This is a genomic window from Bifidobacterium lemurum, from assembly GCF_014898175.1.
In the GTDB taxonomy this organism is placed as follows: Bacteria; Actinomycetota; Actinomycetes; order Actinomycetales; family Bifidobacteriaceae; genus Bifidobacterium; species Bifidobacterium lemurum.
Map to the genome: position 1 here is coordinate 440723 of NZ_CP062948.1, position 16219 is coordinate 456941.

12 protein-coding genes are annotated in these 16219 nt (G+C 63.8%); 2 read left to right on the forward strand and 10 right to left on the reverse strand.

All coding sequences use genetic code 11. The features are described 5' to 3' along the window. Positions 1–213: 213 nt before the first annotated feature. The 4 genes from BL8807_RS01720 to BL8807_RS01735 form a co-directional block, all read right to left on the reverse strand. Positions 214–1002: a potassium channel family protein gene (locus BL8807_RS01720; protein ID WP_083570080.1), complete on the reverse strand. Its 789-nt coding sequence runs from the start codon at positions 1000–1002 to the stop codon at positions 214–216. A 170-nt stretch (positions 1003–1172) separates the two neighbouring features. Next, entirely contained in the window at positions 1173–2129 is a 957-nt protein-coding gene (locus BL8807_RS01725; RefSeq protein WP_226847408.1) for an alpha/beta hydrolase, read from the reverse strand. Between the two features lie 18 nt (positions 2130–2147). Continuing rightward, positions 2148–3869 carry a CocE/NonD family hydrolase gene (locus BL8807_RS01730; RefSeq protein ID WP_072723593.1) on the reverse strand — a complete coding sequence of 574 codons (1722 nt, stop codon included), beginning with the start codon at positions 3867–3869 and terminating at the stop codon, positions 2148–2150. Positions 3870–3938: 69 nt separating this feature from the next. Beyond that, positions 3939–5195: an MFS transporter gene (locus BL8807_RS01735; RefSeq protein WP_193057481.1), complete on the reverse strand. Its 1257-nt coding sequence runs from the start codon at positions 5193–5195 to the stop codon at positions 3939–3941. Between the two features lie 314 nt (positions 5196–5509). Here BL8807_RS01735 and BL8807_RS01740 point away from each other — a divergent pair, with 314 nt between their 5' ends. Beyond that, positions 5510–6133 (forward strand): TetR/AcrR family transcriptional regulator, encoded by a 624-nt coding sequence (locus tag BL8807_RS01740; protein ID WP_072723591.1) that lies wholly within the window; start codon positions 5510–5512, stop codon positions 6131–6133. Positions 6134–6220: 87 nt separating this feature from the next. Here the strand turns inward: BL8807_RS01740 and galK are convergent, their stop codons facing one another. The 3 genes from galK to BL8807_RS01755 are packed head-to-tail and all read right to left on the reverse strand — an operon-like array spanning position 6221 to position 9548. Continuing rightward, a complete protein-coding gene (gene galK, locus BL8807_RS01745; protein WP_072723589.1) occupies positions 6221–7471 on the reverse strand; it encodes a galactokinase in 1251 nt (416 codons plus the stop codon). 17 nt (positions 7472–7488) lie between these two features. Continuing rightward, entirely contained in the window at positions 7489–8739 is a 1251-nt protein-coding gene (gene galT / locus BL8807_RS01750) for a galactose-1-phosphate uridylyltransferase (RefSeq protein WP_072723587.1), read from the reverse strand. A gap of 5 nt (positions 8740–8744) precedes the next feature. After that, a complete protein-coding gene (locus tag BL8807_RS01755) occupies positions 8745–9548 on the reverse strand; it encodes a DeoR/GlpR family DNA-binding transcription regulator (RefSeq protein WP_072723585.1) in 804 nt (267 codons plus the stop codon). Between the two features lie 357 nt (positions 9549–9905). Here BL8807_RS01755 and BL8807_RS01760 point away from each other — a divergent pair, with 357 nt between their 5' ends. Next, the gene (locus BL8807_RS01760) at positions 9906–11054 is read left to right on the forward strand and encodes a quinone-dependent dihydroorotate dehydrogenase (protein WP_072723680.1); all 1149 of its coding nucleotides are present in this window, start codon (positions 9906–9908) and stop codon (positions 11052–11054) included. A 182-nt stretch (positions 11055–11236) separates the two neighbouring features. Here BL8807_RS01760 and BL8807_RS01765 read toward each other — a convergent pair whose 3' ends face one another. The 3 genes from BL8807_RS01765 to BL8807_RS01775 all read right to left on the reverse strand — a co-directional run bounded on the left by BL8807_RS01765 (position 11237) and on the right by BL8807_RS01775 (position 16137). Further along, positions 11237–12625, reverse strand: coding sequence for an NADH:flavin oxidoreductase/NADH oxidase (locus tag BL8807_RS01765; RefSeq protein ID WP_072723583.1), 1389 nt, complete (start codon positions 12623–12625; stop codon positions 11237–11239). A gap of 144 nt (positions 12626–12769) precedes the next feature. Next, entirely contained in the window at positions 12770–15037 is a 2268-nt protein-coding gene (locus tag BL8807_RS01770; protein WP_072723582.1) for a transglycosylase domain-containing protein, read from the reverse strand. A gap of 380 nt (positions 15038–15417) precedes the next feature. Next, the gene (locus BL8807_RS01775) at positions 15418–16137 is read right to left on the reverse strand and encodes a Crp/Fnr family transcriptional regulator (RefSeq protein WP_072723580.1); all 720 of its coding nucleotides are present in this window, start codon (positions 16135–16137) and stop codon (positions 15418–15420) included. Positions 16138–16219 lie beyond the last annotated feature (82 nt).

Here is a 16219-nt window from a genome sequence, read left to right on the forward strand (position 1 = left end):
CAAAAAGAAATTATGTGTGGACTTGTTCAGTATAGAGGTCGGGGTCACCGCCGCGACGCGTCGTCTCACGACACCACGCCGACGCCACGCCGGCAACGCCGCGCGCGGGCGGTCCGCCGGGGCGCGCGACTGCTCTACGTCCCGAAAACCCGATCGGCAAACGTGCAGTTCGTAAGCGATCGAGTAATCGAGCGGACCGCACTTACGCGCCCGTCACCGCATCCGTTTGTGCAGCTCGCCCACGCGGTCGGACAGCATCTCCAGCTTGCGTTCGATTTTGTCGGCCTGCGCGGTGGTGACGGGCGCGGTTTTGTCGCCGTTGAGGCTGATCTCCTTGATCACCCATGCGGCGCAGGCACCGGTGATCACACCGATCAGGGCGATGCCGGCGATCACCACCGCCACCGTGATGAGTTTGCCCTCGGCCGTCACCGGATAGTATTCGCCGTATCCGATGGTGGTCACGGACACGAAGGCCCACCACAGCGCGTCCGTGTAGTTGTCGATCGACGCGCCGGGCACGCCGCGTTCCGCCTCGAGCACCAGCAGCGCTCCGGTGGAGAGCAGCAGCGCGCCCGCGCAGGCAATGTAGATGTTGATGTGACCGCGCACCCAGGAGAGCGAGCCGCGGTGCAGCGCGTACAGCGCCGCCACCACGCGCACGAAGCGCAGGCCGGGGATCAGCGGGGCGACCAGGATCAGCAGGCCGAGGATATGCTTGCTCATCCACTTCCAGCTGTGTTCGGCCACGTACATGGTCAGCACGTAGTCCACCGCATAGAACACCCACAGCAGGTTGAGCAGGATTTCGATGCACAGCGAGACGCCCGCGGGAGGCTGGCAGATCACGTCGACCGCATACAGCGCAAGGAACGCGACCGCCGAGCCGAGCAGCGCCCACCGGTTGCCCCGATCCCATTCGGCCATCGGCATGTCATGCAGAATCCGCGGCACCCGCCTGATCCATGCCGACAGCCGCCTCGCCCAGTCCATCAATCTCATGCGCCCCACTCTACTATTCGCACCCGTTCCAGTACACGCCCCATAGTGCGGTCCATGGTGCGAAAGCGCCCATGGTGCGGTGACCACATGGTGCGGTGGGTTGGAATTCCAACGTTTCTAAGGCACCGCACGATGGGCACACCGCACCATGGAAAGCCCCGAACCCGGGTCTACGCGCAGTATGCTTTGCAGAAATCCGCGATGTCGGCGATGGCCTCGCGCGCCTCGCTCGCTTCCTGATCGCCGGCCTGGGTGATGTTGAACACATGGCCGAGCGGCCGTTCGCCGCCGCGCGCCCATACCTTCATCGCATGGTCGCGGTGGCGGGCATGGAGGATGCGCGCCAGCTCATAGCTGTTGTCGGCGATGAAATCCTCCACGCTGGTGACCATATACACCGGTGGCAGCCCCTCGCCCGCATCCACCACCAGCTTGTCCAAATCCAGATAGGGGTTCATCATCACATGGTCGTCGGGCGTCTGGAAGTAACCACGTCCGTAATACGACAGCGCGGTGGCATGCACGCCGCCGGACAGGCGGAACATGCCCGAGGTGACCGCGAGCGCGCGCACGTCGATGGCGCACGGCTTCACGCCCAATGCCGCAGCCAATTGCGCGGAGCCGTTCGCCGCGCACAGGTACAGCGCCAACGCCCCTCCGGCCGAGTCGCCTGTGACGCACACTCTGCTCGTATCCAGCCCATATTCGGCTCCGTGGGCCGCGACCCACTCGAGCACCGCCATCGCGTCCTTCAGTTGAGAGGGGAAGCTCACCGTCGGCACCAGCCGGTAGTTGGCGTTCACCACGGCGAAGCCCCGCGCCGTCAGCAGCATGTCGCGGCATTCGTTGTTCTCTTTGTTGCCGTAGTACAGGCCGCCGCCGTGGAAGTCCACAATCACCGGCAGCAGGGCGTCGTCCGGCGAATCAGCGGGCTTGTAAATATCCAGCAGGTGGGCGGTTTTCGCCTCGGTGTCGACCGCGCCGTCCTGATTCCCCGTATAGGGCAGGTCCTTGATACGTTCCACGCCGTCCGGCAGCTTCTGCGCCGCCAGATGGGGAGCGTCGCCTTCGGCCATGGCGGCGGCGTTGCCCGCGAACAGATTCAATACTTCCTGATCGATCATCATTAGTCCTTTCTACGGTATTCACATTCGGTCGGCGGTTGCGATCGGCAGCACCACCGCCGACGGGGTGGTCGCTCCCATATGGATGGTTTGGCGCGCGGTCACCGCCTCACTTTGCGCGCTCCACAGTCCGGCGGTGTTCGTGTGCACGGAGTACTGCGGAAAGTCGGATGAGGAGATGTCGCAGCGGATGCGTGAGCCGGCGGGCACCTTCCAGCAGATATCCCACATGTCGACGCTCACCCGCCGCACCCCGCCGGGCATGTAGTCGGGCGTGTCGGGATCGTCCAAGGCGAGGGTGGTGATGGAGCTGCGGTAGTTGCGCGCCGTGCCGTCCGGGTCCACGCACATTAGTTTGGCCGTGAAGGCGGTGTCGGCGGCGGAGCTGGACACGTACAGTTCCACGCGGATCGTCCCTTGGATGTGCAGGTCTTCGTCGAGTGGCTGCGACACGAAGCTCAGCACGTCGTCGCGGTAGCCGGGCCGCGGCTGGATGCGCGCGCCGATCTCGCCCATTGTGGTCAGCAGCGCCTCCCCTCCGCGGGTGGGCACCGGATCGTTGGGATCGTAGTCGTATTCCAACGCGCCTTCCGCCGGCGGAGCGAGGGCCAGCCCGTTCTCACCGCACGCGTCTTCATTCTGCCCGGCGGCCAGGTACAGCCTGATTTCGCCGCTTCCGGCGGCATCGCCGGCGTCGGGCGGCCAATGATCCGTGGTGTGCCATGAGTCGTCGCCGATTTCGTAGTATTCCACTTTGCGGCGCGGAGTTTGGCGTCGTTTGAGCGTCAGGTCGAACCATTCGAGCGCGGCCGGCACTTCGGTGGCGTCGAGTCCGCTCGGTTCCAGTCCTTCCAGCGGATTGAGGAAGTAGTGGTTCCAGCAGCCGATGCGCAGCCAGGAATGCTCCTTGGCCTGAGGGTTGAGGCTCTGATATCCGGTGAGCGCGCTGCCGAGATGATGGTCGAACCACCCTTCCTGGATGAACATGGGCACCGTGACCTTCGCGGGGATGGATTTGAGCAGCCCCCAGAAACCCTCGTCCCAGTAGGGGTCGTCTCCTCGCGGATGGCTGATCCAGTCGCGGTACCAGTCCAGCCGGCCGCCCCACATGTCCTCGTCCACACTCAATTGTGGTCGGTGGAGCGCGGATTGCAGGTAGTCGGCCTCCACCGGATGTCCCGCGTTCTGCATGGCCCACGCGGTCAGCACGTCGCAACGGAACGCGCCTTTCTGGTATGCGGAGGCGAAACGGTCGGTGCCATAGTGGTTGGCGCAGATGGACGCCACTTTGGGGGTTGTGATGTCGGCCATCACCCAGCATGCCAGCGACAGGTACGAGGTTCCCCACAGGCCGACCACATCGACCCAGTCCCGCTCCTCCAGCCAGGCGAGCAGATCCGCGCCATCGTCGCGTTCGTTGACGTTCGGCTCCCACTCCCCACCGGAGGTGTGGGTGCCGCGGCACCATTCGCACACCATCGCGTATCCCCGACGCGCCAGCTCCTCGCCGTGCAGCTCCCACAGCGGCACCTGCTGCGGGTATGGGCACCGCACCACAATCGTGGGGTACGGCCCCGGCATCGCGGGCGTGTAGATGTCGGCGGTCAACTCCACGCCGTCGCGGCAGACAACCGTCTCGGTGCGTTTGGGATTGGCCTCGCATACGGGCGCGTAGGCGGACTGTTCGTATTGCCGGCGGATGTTCGCCAGATAGTTGTTCATGAATTCATCGGCATCGCTCATTGCGGCTCCTTGTGATGGGTCGTCTGTCCTGTGCGGATGGCGGTCGTCCGGCCGATCCGCGCGCCGGTTTCACCGGCTGGCGCGCGCGTCCTTGACGGGACGCAGTTTGTAGGCCATGATGGCCGCGGCGGCGGCGATCACGTAGAACGCGACGTTGCCCACCAGCGACGGCAGATAGCTGCCGGTCAGGTCGTACACAGCGCCGTGCGCGGTGCCGGCGATGGCCGAGGCGACCGAGCCGAATACGGAGACCACGCTCAGAATCGTGGCGTAGTCCTTTTGGCCGAAGAACTGGCGGATCATCCAAGGCAGGGCCACCAGCACCACGCCTTGGCCGAGGCCTGCGAGGAATCCGGCGATGGTGGCGGGCGTCACGGCTCCGGACAGCGCCATCAATCCCCAGCCGATAAGGCCCACGGCGGCGTAGATGAGGATCACCAGCTCGGTTTTCATACGGTCGAGCAGCATGCCGATGGTCGCCTTGCCCACCGCGGCGCCGAGCATGATGCCGGAGACCACCAGCGAACCTTGTTCCAACGTCAGGCCCTGCGCCACCTCATGGCCGGAAACGTGCTGCACCATGGCGGCCACCACCTGCAGCAGCACGGAGACCACGACCAGCAACGCGAACGACTTGGTTTTGAACGCCTGCTTGGCGCTCATGCCGGTGAGTTCGGTCTGCACGCCCTGCTTCTCATCGGCGCTGGCCACATGGCCGTACGCATATTCGTTCCGGCTCGCGTCCGGACGGAATTTGAACGCGAAGATCGCGAAAGGCAGGATGCAAACCGCCAGCACCAGCGCGGTGATGCGGTATGACGAGCGCCAGCCGAGATTGGTGATCCAAGCGGAGACGATGGGGTTGAAGATCATGCCGCCGATGCCGCTGATGCCCAAGGCGATGCCCATCGCCAGGCCGAGTTTGTCTTCGAACCAGTTGGTGAGCAGCACGCTGGGGGCCAAGGAGATCGGGATGACGTACGCGACGCCCATCAGCGCGAACGACACGTAGAACTGCCACAGTTGGGTGAAGAACGACTGGAGGAGGAACAGCAGCGCGACCACGGTGATGCAGACGGAGATCAGCACGCGCGAGTCGACGCGTTTCATGATGCCTCCGGCCAACAGCATCGTCGGCATGGTGGCGATGGCCATGATCGACGAGGCCAACGCGATCTGCGCGCGGGAGATGCCCAGCTCTTCGCACAGTGGGGTGTAATACAGGCCGGCCGTGTTGACGATCAGGCCGAAACCGACGAGCGAAAGCACGCAGCATCCGGCGAACACCAGCCACGGCCTCCAGTTGGTTTTGTGTTGTGACGACATATGAACCTCCATGTTCATGCGCGGGTTTTCCGCATATGTACGCGGGACGGACCGGTGGTCCACCCGCCCTTCGCGCCGGACGGCCTCGCCCGGCACGGCACCGCGGTTGATCGGCGACGCATCGCTGCGATACGACCGTCACCTTTCGCGGTACCCGTTTCCTCTTGATAAGTAAATACTTACTTACCAATGTGGATTAGAATAATACGAGGAGGAAATCTTGTCAACGCGTGTCGTCGACGACGGGTCAGCACCCGCCGTCGGAGGTACGGCGACTATATTGATGAAGACAGAGGCACACGAGGAGATGCACCATGAGAAAACAACGTTCCCAACGGGTCAAGGACATCACGCAGGCGGCGATGGAAGTGCTGTCGGAACGCGGCTTCTACGGCATGACCATCCAGGAGGTCGCGGACCGCACCGGACTCAGCCAAGCGGGAATACTGAGATACGTCAAGAACAAAAACGGACTGCTTTCGCTCATCCTCGAAGAATACGACGAACACGGCAACGGGAATACGGGCAAGCAATATCTGGACGACAAACTCTCCCTATCCAAGGAAGAGCTGGAACGCTCCCCGGCGCTGATGCCGGAATGGTACCGCATCATCGCGCAGGAAAGCCTACGCAACCCCATGCTCACACAGCTCTATATCGTGCTGCGCGCCGAAGCGCTGGACCCCCACCATCCAGCCCATGACTACTTCTCCCAACGAGGAGAGCGGCTGCGCGAAGAAGTCGGACGATTCCCCTGGAAGCTGCCTCCGGAATTCTCCACGCCGCAATCGATAGCGCTGCTGTCCATGACGGTGGGCTCGGCGATGGAGGGATTGCAGTCCCGCTGGCTCGGCGAGCCCAACATCGACCTGCTCGACACCTGGGCGCAATACGAGAACATCCTCTTCCCCCTCCCCCACTGGCAGGGCTATCGCTAGCCCCGCCCTCTGCGCCATACATCCTCTTTTGACGCCGCAAAGCAAAACGCCCTCCGTCTGGGACGGAGGGCGATGTCGTAACGTAGCTCACGCCTCGCGTGACGCACTCGCCGCAGCCACTGCAGCTAATGCGCGCGGCGCGTGGAAGCCTTGGCGTTCGAATTCGTCGGCGATGAGCTGGGCGACCTCTTGGGAACGGCCCTTATCCACCAACGCGATGATGGAGCCGCCGAAGCCGCCGCCGGTCATACGCGCGCCGTACGCGCCGTTGGCCCGCGCCACATCCACGGCGATGTCGAGTTCGGGAACCGTCACCTCGTAATCCGCGGCGAGCGAGTCGTGCGAGGCGTTGAACAGACGTCCGGACGCTTCGATGTCGCCCTGCGCGAAGGCGCGCACGAAGGAGCGCACGCGTTCGATTTCGGTGACCACGTGGCGCACGCGCTTCTTCATGGTCTCGTCGTCCAGCGCGTCCAGGGTCTCCTTGAGCGCCTGGAACTGGTCGTCCGCCTTGGCGATGCCGTCGGCTGCGACACGCAGGTTGGCCACGCCGAGGATGCGCGCGGCCTCCTCGCAGGTGGCGCGGCGCTGCGCGTACTGGCCGTCGTTGAGCTGGTGCGGCGCCTGGGTGTCGACCACAAGCAGTTCCAGTCCGTGGGCATCCAGATCGAAGACCTGCTGGGAGACGTTCTCCAGCGCGGTCAGCTCCGGACGGCAGTCGAGCAGCAGCGCATGCCCCGGGGTGCAGCGCATGGAGGCGGACTGGTCGAGGCCGCCCGTGGAGGCGCCGGCCATCTCGTTCTCCGACTTGATGGCGGCGTTGATCAGGGTCACACGTCCCGCGTCGGACGAGCCATAGCCCAGGCCATATACCTCATCCAAGGCCAGTGCGGTGGAGCAGGTCATGGCGGCGGACGAGCTCAGGCCCGAACCTAGCGGCACGCAGGAGGCGAAGGCCGCGTCGAAGCCCTGCACCTGATCGAATCCGGCCTCGCGCAACGCCCACGCCACGCCCACCGGGTAGGCGGCCCAACCGTCGACGTCGCCGGCGGCGAGTCCGTCGAGGTCGGCTTCGGCGACCTGGTCCGGCTTCACGTCGGAGACGACGTGCACCACGGTGTCCTCGCGCGGAGCGAGGGCCACGAAGGTGCGGTGCGGCAACGCGATCGGCAGGCACAGGCCCGCGTTGTAGTCGGTGTGCTCGCCGATCAGGTTCACGCGGCCCGGCGCGGCCCACACGCCGGCCGGCTGCTTGCCGTAGGTCTTCACGAACAGGTCGGTGGCGATCTTCACGCCTTCGTCGTGCGAAAGCGGCGCGATGAATTCAACAGCAGTCATGATGATTCCTTGTGGGGTCAGTCGGCGATGTCGATGGCTCCCAGCTCGCGGAAGCGCTGGGCGATGAGTTCGGGGGTGGTGTCGGAGATCCAAGCGGCCATGCCGGATTCGGATCCGGCGAGGTACTTGATCTTGTTGGCGGCGCGGCGGAACGAGAAGAACTGCAGGTTCAGACGGTAGTGTTCGCGGCGCGCGTCATGGATCGGCGCCTGATGCCACGCGGCGATGTAGGGCAGGTCCATACCCAGCCCGTCGCCCTTGTCGAAGAAGGCGTTGCCGCGCTTGAGCAGCGTGGAGTACATCTGGGCCAGATCCCAGCGCTCCTGATCGTCGAGCTCGTCGAGCGTGAGCACGTCGCGCACGGGGGCCACATGCACCTCGAGGGGCCAACGGGCGGCGGCCGGCACGTAGGCGATCCATGAGTGGTTGCGCATCACGATGCGCTCCTCCGCCTCGATCTCCGCGTTCATGATGTCTTTGAGCAGGTTGCCGCCGGTTTTCTCGAAGTAGGCTTCGGTGTGCTTGAGCTCGGTCTCCATCTTGGGGGCGATGAACGGATAGCAGTACACCTGGCCGTGCGGGTGGGCGAGCGAGACGCCGATCTCCTGGCCATGGTTCTCGAAGGGGAAGATCTGCTCGATGCCGTCCATTGTGGAGATCTCCGCGGTGCGGAAGGCCCACGCCTCCACGACGGTGCGCAGACGGGTCACGGGCAGGTCGGCGGGCAGGCCGGTCTCGTTCGGGTCGAAGCAGATGACCTCGCAGCGTCCGGCGGCGAGCTTCCGCTCCCACAGCGGGCTGCCGTTAATGTATTCCACCGCTTCGGAGCGTCCGGGAACCTTGACCATGGAGGGGAAGCGGTTCTCGAACACCACGACGTTGTAGTCCGTGTCGGGCACTTCGCCGTCCTGGTAGGGGTCGCCGGGCTTGCGCGCGGCCAGCGGATTGCCGGTGGCGGTGGCGCCGGGGCCGGCGGTGATCGGGCGGTTCATGCGGGCGGTGGCCATGGGGATCCAGTCGCCGGTCAGCGGGTCGCGGCGCATCTCGGGGGCGGCGTAGGGCACCTCCTCGCCCGCGGCGTTCAGCTGGTTGGAGAACCGGTACGCCAGCTCGCGCGGATCGTTCAGTTCGCGCGTTTTCGCACCGGAGACGTATTCGGGATCGTCGTCCAGATAGAAAAAGTCACGTCCGTCCGCCAGGGTCGTCGGTGTGATGCGGATATGCTCCTTCGCATACGCCCCAGGGGTGTAGTTCGCGAATTGCGACATTGTTGTCACTCACTTTCCTCTTCGGGTTCGCTCTGGTGTGCCAGAACGAGTTCTTTCACCAAATCCTTGGTTTTGGCGGCGGAGTCGGGGTCGAGTCCGTCGTCGGTGATCACCGTGTCCACCTGGTCGAAGCGTGCGAACAGCGACAGGGATGTGCAGCTCCACTTCGTATGGTCGGTCAGGATGATCGTGCGGTCGGCGATGTCCATCATCGCCATGTCGGTGGCGGCCTCCAGCGAGTTCGGCATGAGGAAGCCGCGCGGGATGGAGACCGAATGCGTGCCGAGGAACACGGTGTTGACGCGCAGGGACGCGACCACCTTGTCGGCGATGGGGCCCACCAGCGAGTTGGAGCGTGTAATCACGCCTCCGGTGACGATCACCTCGACGTCCTTCGACTCGAGCGCCTGCACCAGCTCGGCCACGGGGATCGAGTTGGTGAGGATGGTGATGCCGCTGGCCTGCTGCGATTCGAGCAGATGCTGGGCGAACACGTAGGCCGTGGTGCCGCCGCCGATGGCGATCACGTCGCCGGGGGCCACGTATTTCACGGCTTCTTGGGCGATGGCGTCTTTCAGGCCGATGTCCATCTGTGATTTTACCGAGAACAACGGCTCGCTCAGCAGGGTGCTGGTGGTCACGGCACCGCCGTGGACGCGCTTGAGCAGACCCTTGTCGGAGAGTTCGGCGATGTCGCGGCGGATGGTCATCGCTGACACACCCAACTCCTTCGACAACGCCGTAATGCGCACGGCACCACGCGTGCGCAGCCTGCTCAAAATGAGGTGCTGACGCTGTGACGAAATCATACGAACATTATCGCACATAAAAGCTCATATTTCAAACCCGGATGAGCGATTCTTATAAAATTTGCGTCAACTTTCGCACATCCCCTTATCTCGGTTACAACGCTTTAACCACCGCGAATCAACGAGCCTTGGAAACAAGCCGATTCTGGTGCGGGCGGACACCCCCTATGGTTAAAGCGTTATAACTGACAGCACGTCAACTACAACGCTTTAACCATCAGGGCTCCCAAACACCGAAAACAAGCCGTTTTTCGCCCCTGGCGGTTAAAGCGTTGTAAAACCTCGCGATTGAATCGTCGCAAAACCTCGCGCCCAAAACGTTGTGGAAACGGCACCGACCGTGACACAATGGACCCCATGAGTTACGTTTCCGAAAGCTTCTGGCACGACGCCGTCAACAAAGCCACCACCGACCTGTTCACTTTTGGGTATAAGCACATCATCAAGCCGAACTTCGTGTTCAACGTGCCGCCGGACGAGGCGCACGACCGCATGATCACCTTCTGCCAGCTGACCAAGAACATCACGCCGCTGATGTGGCTCGAACGCCAGATGCTCAACTACACCGATCCCGTGCTCGAGACCACGGTGATGGGCGTGGACTTCGCCAATCCCTTCGGCCTGTCCGCCGGCCTCGACAAGAACTGCGAGATGCCGGTGCTGCTCGACAACGCCGGATTCGGCTTCGAAACGGTGGGATCCACCACCTCGCGCGTCTGCCCCGGAAACGCCAAACCGTGGTTCCACCGCCTGCCCGAATACGACTCCATGATGGTGCACGTCGGATTGGCCAACATCGGCTCCGACACGGTGATCGAACGCGCCGAGCAGGCGTGGACCAAGGCGCGTTCCATGCAGATCTCCGTCTCCATCGCGCGCACCAACGATTCGCTCACCGGCGACCTCGCCGAAGGCATCGAGGACTACTGCATCTCCATGCGCCGCGCCGCGGGCCGCACCGCCATGGTCGAGGTCAACGTCTCCTGCCCCAACACCAAGGCCGGCGAGCCCTTCACCGCCAGCCCCGACAATCTCGACCAGCTGTTTACCGCGCTCGACCGGATCGACCGCCCGCAGCCCACGCTGGTCAAGCTTCCGCTCAACAAGCCGTGGGCCGAGCTCAAGGACCTGCTCGACGTGCTCGCCGAGCATAACGTGCAGGGCCTGTCCATCGCGAATCTGCAGAAGGACCGCACCGGTCTCGCCATCCCCCACGATTGGGAGGGCGGCCTGTCCGGCGGCCCCACCTACCGCGCCAGCAACGATCTGATCCGTCAGGTGCGTCGCGAGTACGGCGACCGTTTCGCCATCGCCGGCATCGGCGGCGTCTTCATCCCCGAACAGGCCTATGCCAAGATTCGCTCCGGCGCGGATCTGGTGATGTTCATCAGCGCGCTGATGTACCGCGGACCGCAGCAGATCACCGTGCTCAAGCGTGGTCTGGCCGAGCTGCTCAAGCGCGACGGCTTCGAGCACGTCTCCGAGGCCGTCGGCGCGGATCTGTAGGTCCCTGCCGTCGCCCGGAGGGAAACGCCCTTCCCTTCCGTCCCCTTCCGTCATCTTGAGCGGAGCGTAGAGTCGAAAGATCTCAAATCCATACCGTCAAAGGCGATAAGATCCTTCGACTCCGGCCTTCGACTCCGGCCTTCGGCCTTCGCTCAGGATGACGGGGAATCCGCACTAACGCATTAATACGCGCCGCGCAGATATTGCGGCGCGTACGGCATGTCGGCGGAACGCACGCCGAGCTTGTCGGCGGCGCGCAACGGCCAGTAGGGGTCGCGCAGCGCGGCGCGGCCGATTTCGATGGCGTCCGCGTCGCCGGCGCGCAGAATCTTCTCCGCCTGCTTCGCCTTGGTGATCAATCCCACCGCGGTCACCGGAACGCCGGCCTTCTCACGCACCTGTGCGGAGAACGGCACCTGGTAGTTCGCCTTCACGGGAATCGTCACGCCGTCGATGATGCCGCCGGTGGACACATCCACCAAGTCCACGCCGCGCTCTTTCATCATGGCGGACACCGCGATCGTCTGGTCCAGATCCCAGCCGCCCGCAGCCCAATCGGTGGCGGATATGCGCACCAGCAGCGGCATATCCTGCGGTATCGTGGCACGCACCGCATCCACGATCTCCAGCATGAAGCGCGCGCGTCCGTTCAGGTCGCCGCCGTATTCGTCGTCGCGCTCGTTGCACAGCGGGTCGAGGAACTGCGAGATCAGATAGCCGTGCGCGGCATGCAGCTCGATCGCCTGGAAGCCCGCGGCCACCGCGCGCCCGGCCGCATAGGCGAACGCGGTCACGATGCCGTGGATCTCATCCACACCCAACGCGCGCGGCTTGGCCAACGAGCCGAATGGAATGGGCGAGGGCGCGACCGTGGGCCACCCGCCGGCCTCGGCGGGCACGCTTTCGCGGTCGTATCCCACGGCGAAGCAACCGGTGGAGGCTTTGCGTCCGGCATGGTTGAGCTGGATGGCGGGCACCGCGCCCGCGGCTTTGATGCCGTCGACGATCCAGCGCCACGACTCTATCTGCCCGTCCTCCCACAGGCCCACGTCGCATGGGGAGATGCGGCCTTCGGGCGCGACGGCCGTCGTTTCGACGATGATCATGCCGAATCCGCCCATCGCGCGGGAGACGTAATGCTGGTAGTGGAAGGGCGTGGGCTTGCCGTCGCGCGCGAACGCCGAATACATGTCCATCGGCGGAAGCCACACGCGGTTGCGCATGGTCACGCCGCGCAGGGTCATCGGCTCGAACAGTTTGACGCCCGCGGCGCTCCCCCGCTGTTCGTCGCGCGCGTCGTCTCGTTCGGCGGACCGCACGGCTTTCCCGTCCTTCCCGGCTTTCCCGACCTTCGCGCCCTTCGTGTTCGTTTTCGACTTCTTCACCTTCGCGCCCTTCTCCTTCTTCTTCCCGTTCTTCGGGATTGCGGAGCCTTCCCCACCGTCCGCGGCCTTCGCGTGTTTCGCACGCTTCGCGCCCGCCTCTTGGGCGGCCAACGTCACCGCCTCCAACTCAGGCACGTCGAATCCCCGAAAATCGAAGTTCTCGTGGATCTGTTCATCCTGCGTCATCGCATCCTCCCTTTCGATGGCATCGCTTCGGCAAAGACCGCTACTCACATATTGTAGACGGGCGTTCACCGCTGTCGGTGAACGCCCGTCGAATACATGCCCAACTCAGGCGGAACCAGGCCGCCGGACGAATCTCACGTCAGATCAGTCGTCCTGCTGGCTGGTGGTGCCGTCGGTCGAATTGGTCGTCGAATTGGTCGTCGAATTGCTGTTGCTGCTGGTCGACGTGGAGGACAGGGTGGTGCCTTGAATCGAGGTCACCGTGCTGCTGGTCGCCGTGTATTTCGACGATGGTTGTCCGTAGTCGTTGTCGATGGCCAACTGTTTGCGTTCCGCGTAGGCGTTCATGAACCGACGCCATGCGGGGGCCGCGATGGTGGAGCCGTCCCAATACGAGTTGTACGAGCCGTTGATGGTGATGTTCTCGATCGCGGTCGAGCCCTGCGCGTCGCCGACGAGCACGAAGGTGGCGATTTCATTGGGGATGAAGCCGCCCGTCGACACGTAGGTGTTGCCGTTCGTACCGGTTTTCGCGAAGGTTTTGCGCCCGTTGTCCAACTGGGCCGAGCCGCCCGCGCCGTCCGATCTGACCACGCCTTGGTTGAGGGTGTAGGCCAATGTCTGGATGATCTCCGGGTCGACCGCCTGATGGCAGTTGGCGGAGGGCACGTCGATGTCGTTGCCGTTCTTGTCGGTCACCTTGGTCAGGGCGATCGGGTTGCACTGCACGCCGTTGGAGGCGTACACGGCGAAGATGCTGGCCATGGTCAACGGCGAGACGTTCACCGTGCCGATCAGCATCGAAGGCGTGAACGAGGTGCTCTCCTGCAACGTCGATCCCGTGTAGGCGTCGTGGTAGCCCAGCTCGGTGGCGGTGTTGGCCACCGCGCACAGGCCGATGATCGCGCCCATCGACGCCTGCGTGGTGTTGTGCGAGCGCACCAGGCCCAAGAACGGGCTTTCCGGGTTCGTGGTTCCGGTGCCCAACGCGTTCTGCACCGACCATATCGTCGATCCGCCGTTATACCCGTCGCAATCGAATTCCGATTGCGCGTACCGTGTGGTGGTCTGCAGGTTCTCGTTGATCGAGCGCCCGGCTTCCATCCATGCGATCAGATTGACCGGCTTCCACGAGGAGCCGATCGGGAAGCCCGATCCGCCGCCGTCGACCATGTCCACCGCGTAGTTGATGGAGGTTTTGGTCGGGTCCGAAGCCGCGTCCGATGTGGCGTCGTATGTCTTGTTGATGCCGAAACCCAGCACCTCGCCGGTGCCCGGTTTGACCGATGCCATGACGATCTCCATGCCGCTGGCGTCGTCCGCGGGGATCGTGTTGCGGGCCTCCTCCATCAGCAGGCTGTTCGCGTCGACGTCCAGCGTGGTCACGATCGTCAGGCCGCCTTCGTTGAGCAGCTTCTCGCGCTCCTCGGCGGTTTCGCCGAATTCCTCGGAGTTCTCGATCTTATGCACCACATAGTCGCAGAAGAAGGCGTAGTCGCCGGCGTCCTGGCAACCCACCTGCACGTCCTGGACGTCGAGCGTGTCGACCAGCGGGGTGTTCACCGCCTCGTCGTATTCATCCTGCGAAATGTAGCCTTCCTGCAGCATCAGGCCCAGCACGATGTTGCGCTGCGTCTCGCATTCGGCCTGGTTCTCCTCGATCGTGGGATCGTAGTTGCTCGGGTTCTGGGTGATGGATGCGATTGTGGCGGCCTGCACGATATTGAGTTCGGCGGCGGTCGTGTTGAAGTAGCGTTCCGCGGCGGTCTCCACGCCGTACAGATTCACGCCGAACTGGGCGATGTTGAGGTAGCCCTGCAGAATCTCCGCCTTGGAGTAGGTCTTCTCCATCTGCACGGCGATGAGCATCTCGCGGATCTTGCGCGCGATGGTGCTTTCCGACGCGTGGTATTGCGCGATCGGATCATTGTCTTCGATCGCCTGCATAAGCAGCACGTTCTTGACGTATTGCTGGGTGAGCGACGAACCGCCCTGCTGTTCGCCGCCGATCAGATAGGTCTGCACGAACGCGCGCAGCACGCCCTGCACGTCCACGCCGGAATGCTGCCAGAAGCGGCGGTCCTCACGCGCCACCATGGCCTGCTGCATCGGCTCCGAGATGTCCTTCAGCGGCACGACGATGCGGTTCTGGCTGTAGAACTGCGCGATTTCGGTGGTGCCGTCGCTCGCGTACATCACCGACCTCTGCGGCAGGCTGGTCACGTCGAAGTCCACGCCTTCCACCTGCAGCGAGGGCACGACGGCCTTCGCCACGGTATTGGCGCCGAACACGGCAGGCATGAACAGCAGACTGGCCACCACACCGCCGGAAACGGCGAGCACGACATAGGTCAGCATGAGTACGAGCGCACGATGGACTGTTACAGACTTCTCTTTGGGCATGCTGCCCATTCTAAAGGGCCCGCTCTACCAAGGCACCCCCGGATTCACCATCGCGACGAATCGTCACAAGAACCGCACTCTCCTAAAAAACACTGGGAAAAAGCCTGAAATAGCGCCTCAACGCCCCCGATGCCCCCAAACCCGATCCCGTCTCATCGCGCGGTACCGGCACCATATAATCCGCGAAGACGAGCATACGGAATATGCGCGAATAGGGCAGGGAATCCCTCGGACGCGTCCAAGACCGACACGTTGCCGCCGTGCTGCCCATCATGCCGGCCGGAATCCCCCGGACGTGTCCGAGACCGATCAGCGCCGCAACCGCATGGCCCGCACGCGCCGCCGGCGACGGACCAGCGAGGGCCACCCTCCACCGCGACCGCGGTCGGCTAGCGCCGGGAACGCCGGATCAGCATGCCGGGCTGGTAGATGATGATCGAACGGCCCTCGCGGGCGATCCACCCACGATTGGCGAAATCCATCAGCGCCTTGTTCACCGTCTCGCGCGAGGAACCGACCAGCTGCGCCATCTCCTCCTGGGTCAGATCGTGCGGCACCTTGAGCCCGGCCTCGACCGGCTCGCCGAAGCGCGAGGCGAGGTTCAGCAGCGTCTTGGCCAATCGCGCCGGCACATCCATAAACACCAGATCGCAGATGCGCTCGTTATTGGAACGCATGCGTCCGGCCAGCACCTGCAGCATGTCCACCGCCACGCGCGGATGCTCGTCCAGCCATTCGAACAGCGCCTCGCGTTCCAGATAGGCGACGCGCGTGCCGTAGTTCATCGCGATCGCGGAGGCGGTGCGCGGGCCGCCGCTGGGATCGAACACCGGAATCTCCCCCAACACCTCGCCGGGCGCGTGGATGGACAGCAGCTGAATGCGCTCGTCGTTCGCCTGGCGAATCAGCTTCACACGGCCTTCTTCCAGCAGATACATGCGGTGGTCGGTGTCGCCTTCGGAGAAAATGTAATCGCCTTTGTCGAACACGGCGAATCGCAGGTGCGGAATCAGTTCCTCGGCTTCCTCGGAAGACACCTGCTTGAACAACGCGGTATGCAGCAGCAGATTCTCCTCCTCAGGAGTCGCGTTCGGCTTCTCCATGCTCATCGCACCGTCCTTGTTCCTCGTGACCGGTCAGGCGTAGACCATCCGCCCATTGTATCGCGGCACGTCCACGGAGAGCGATTTT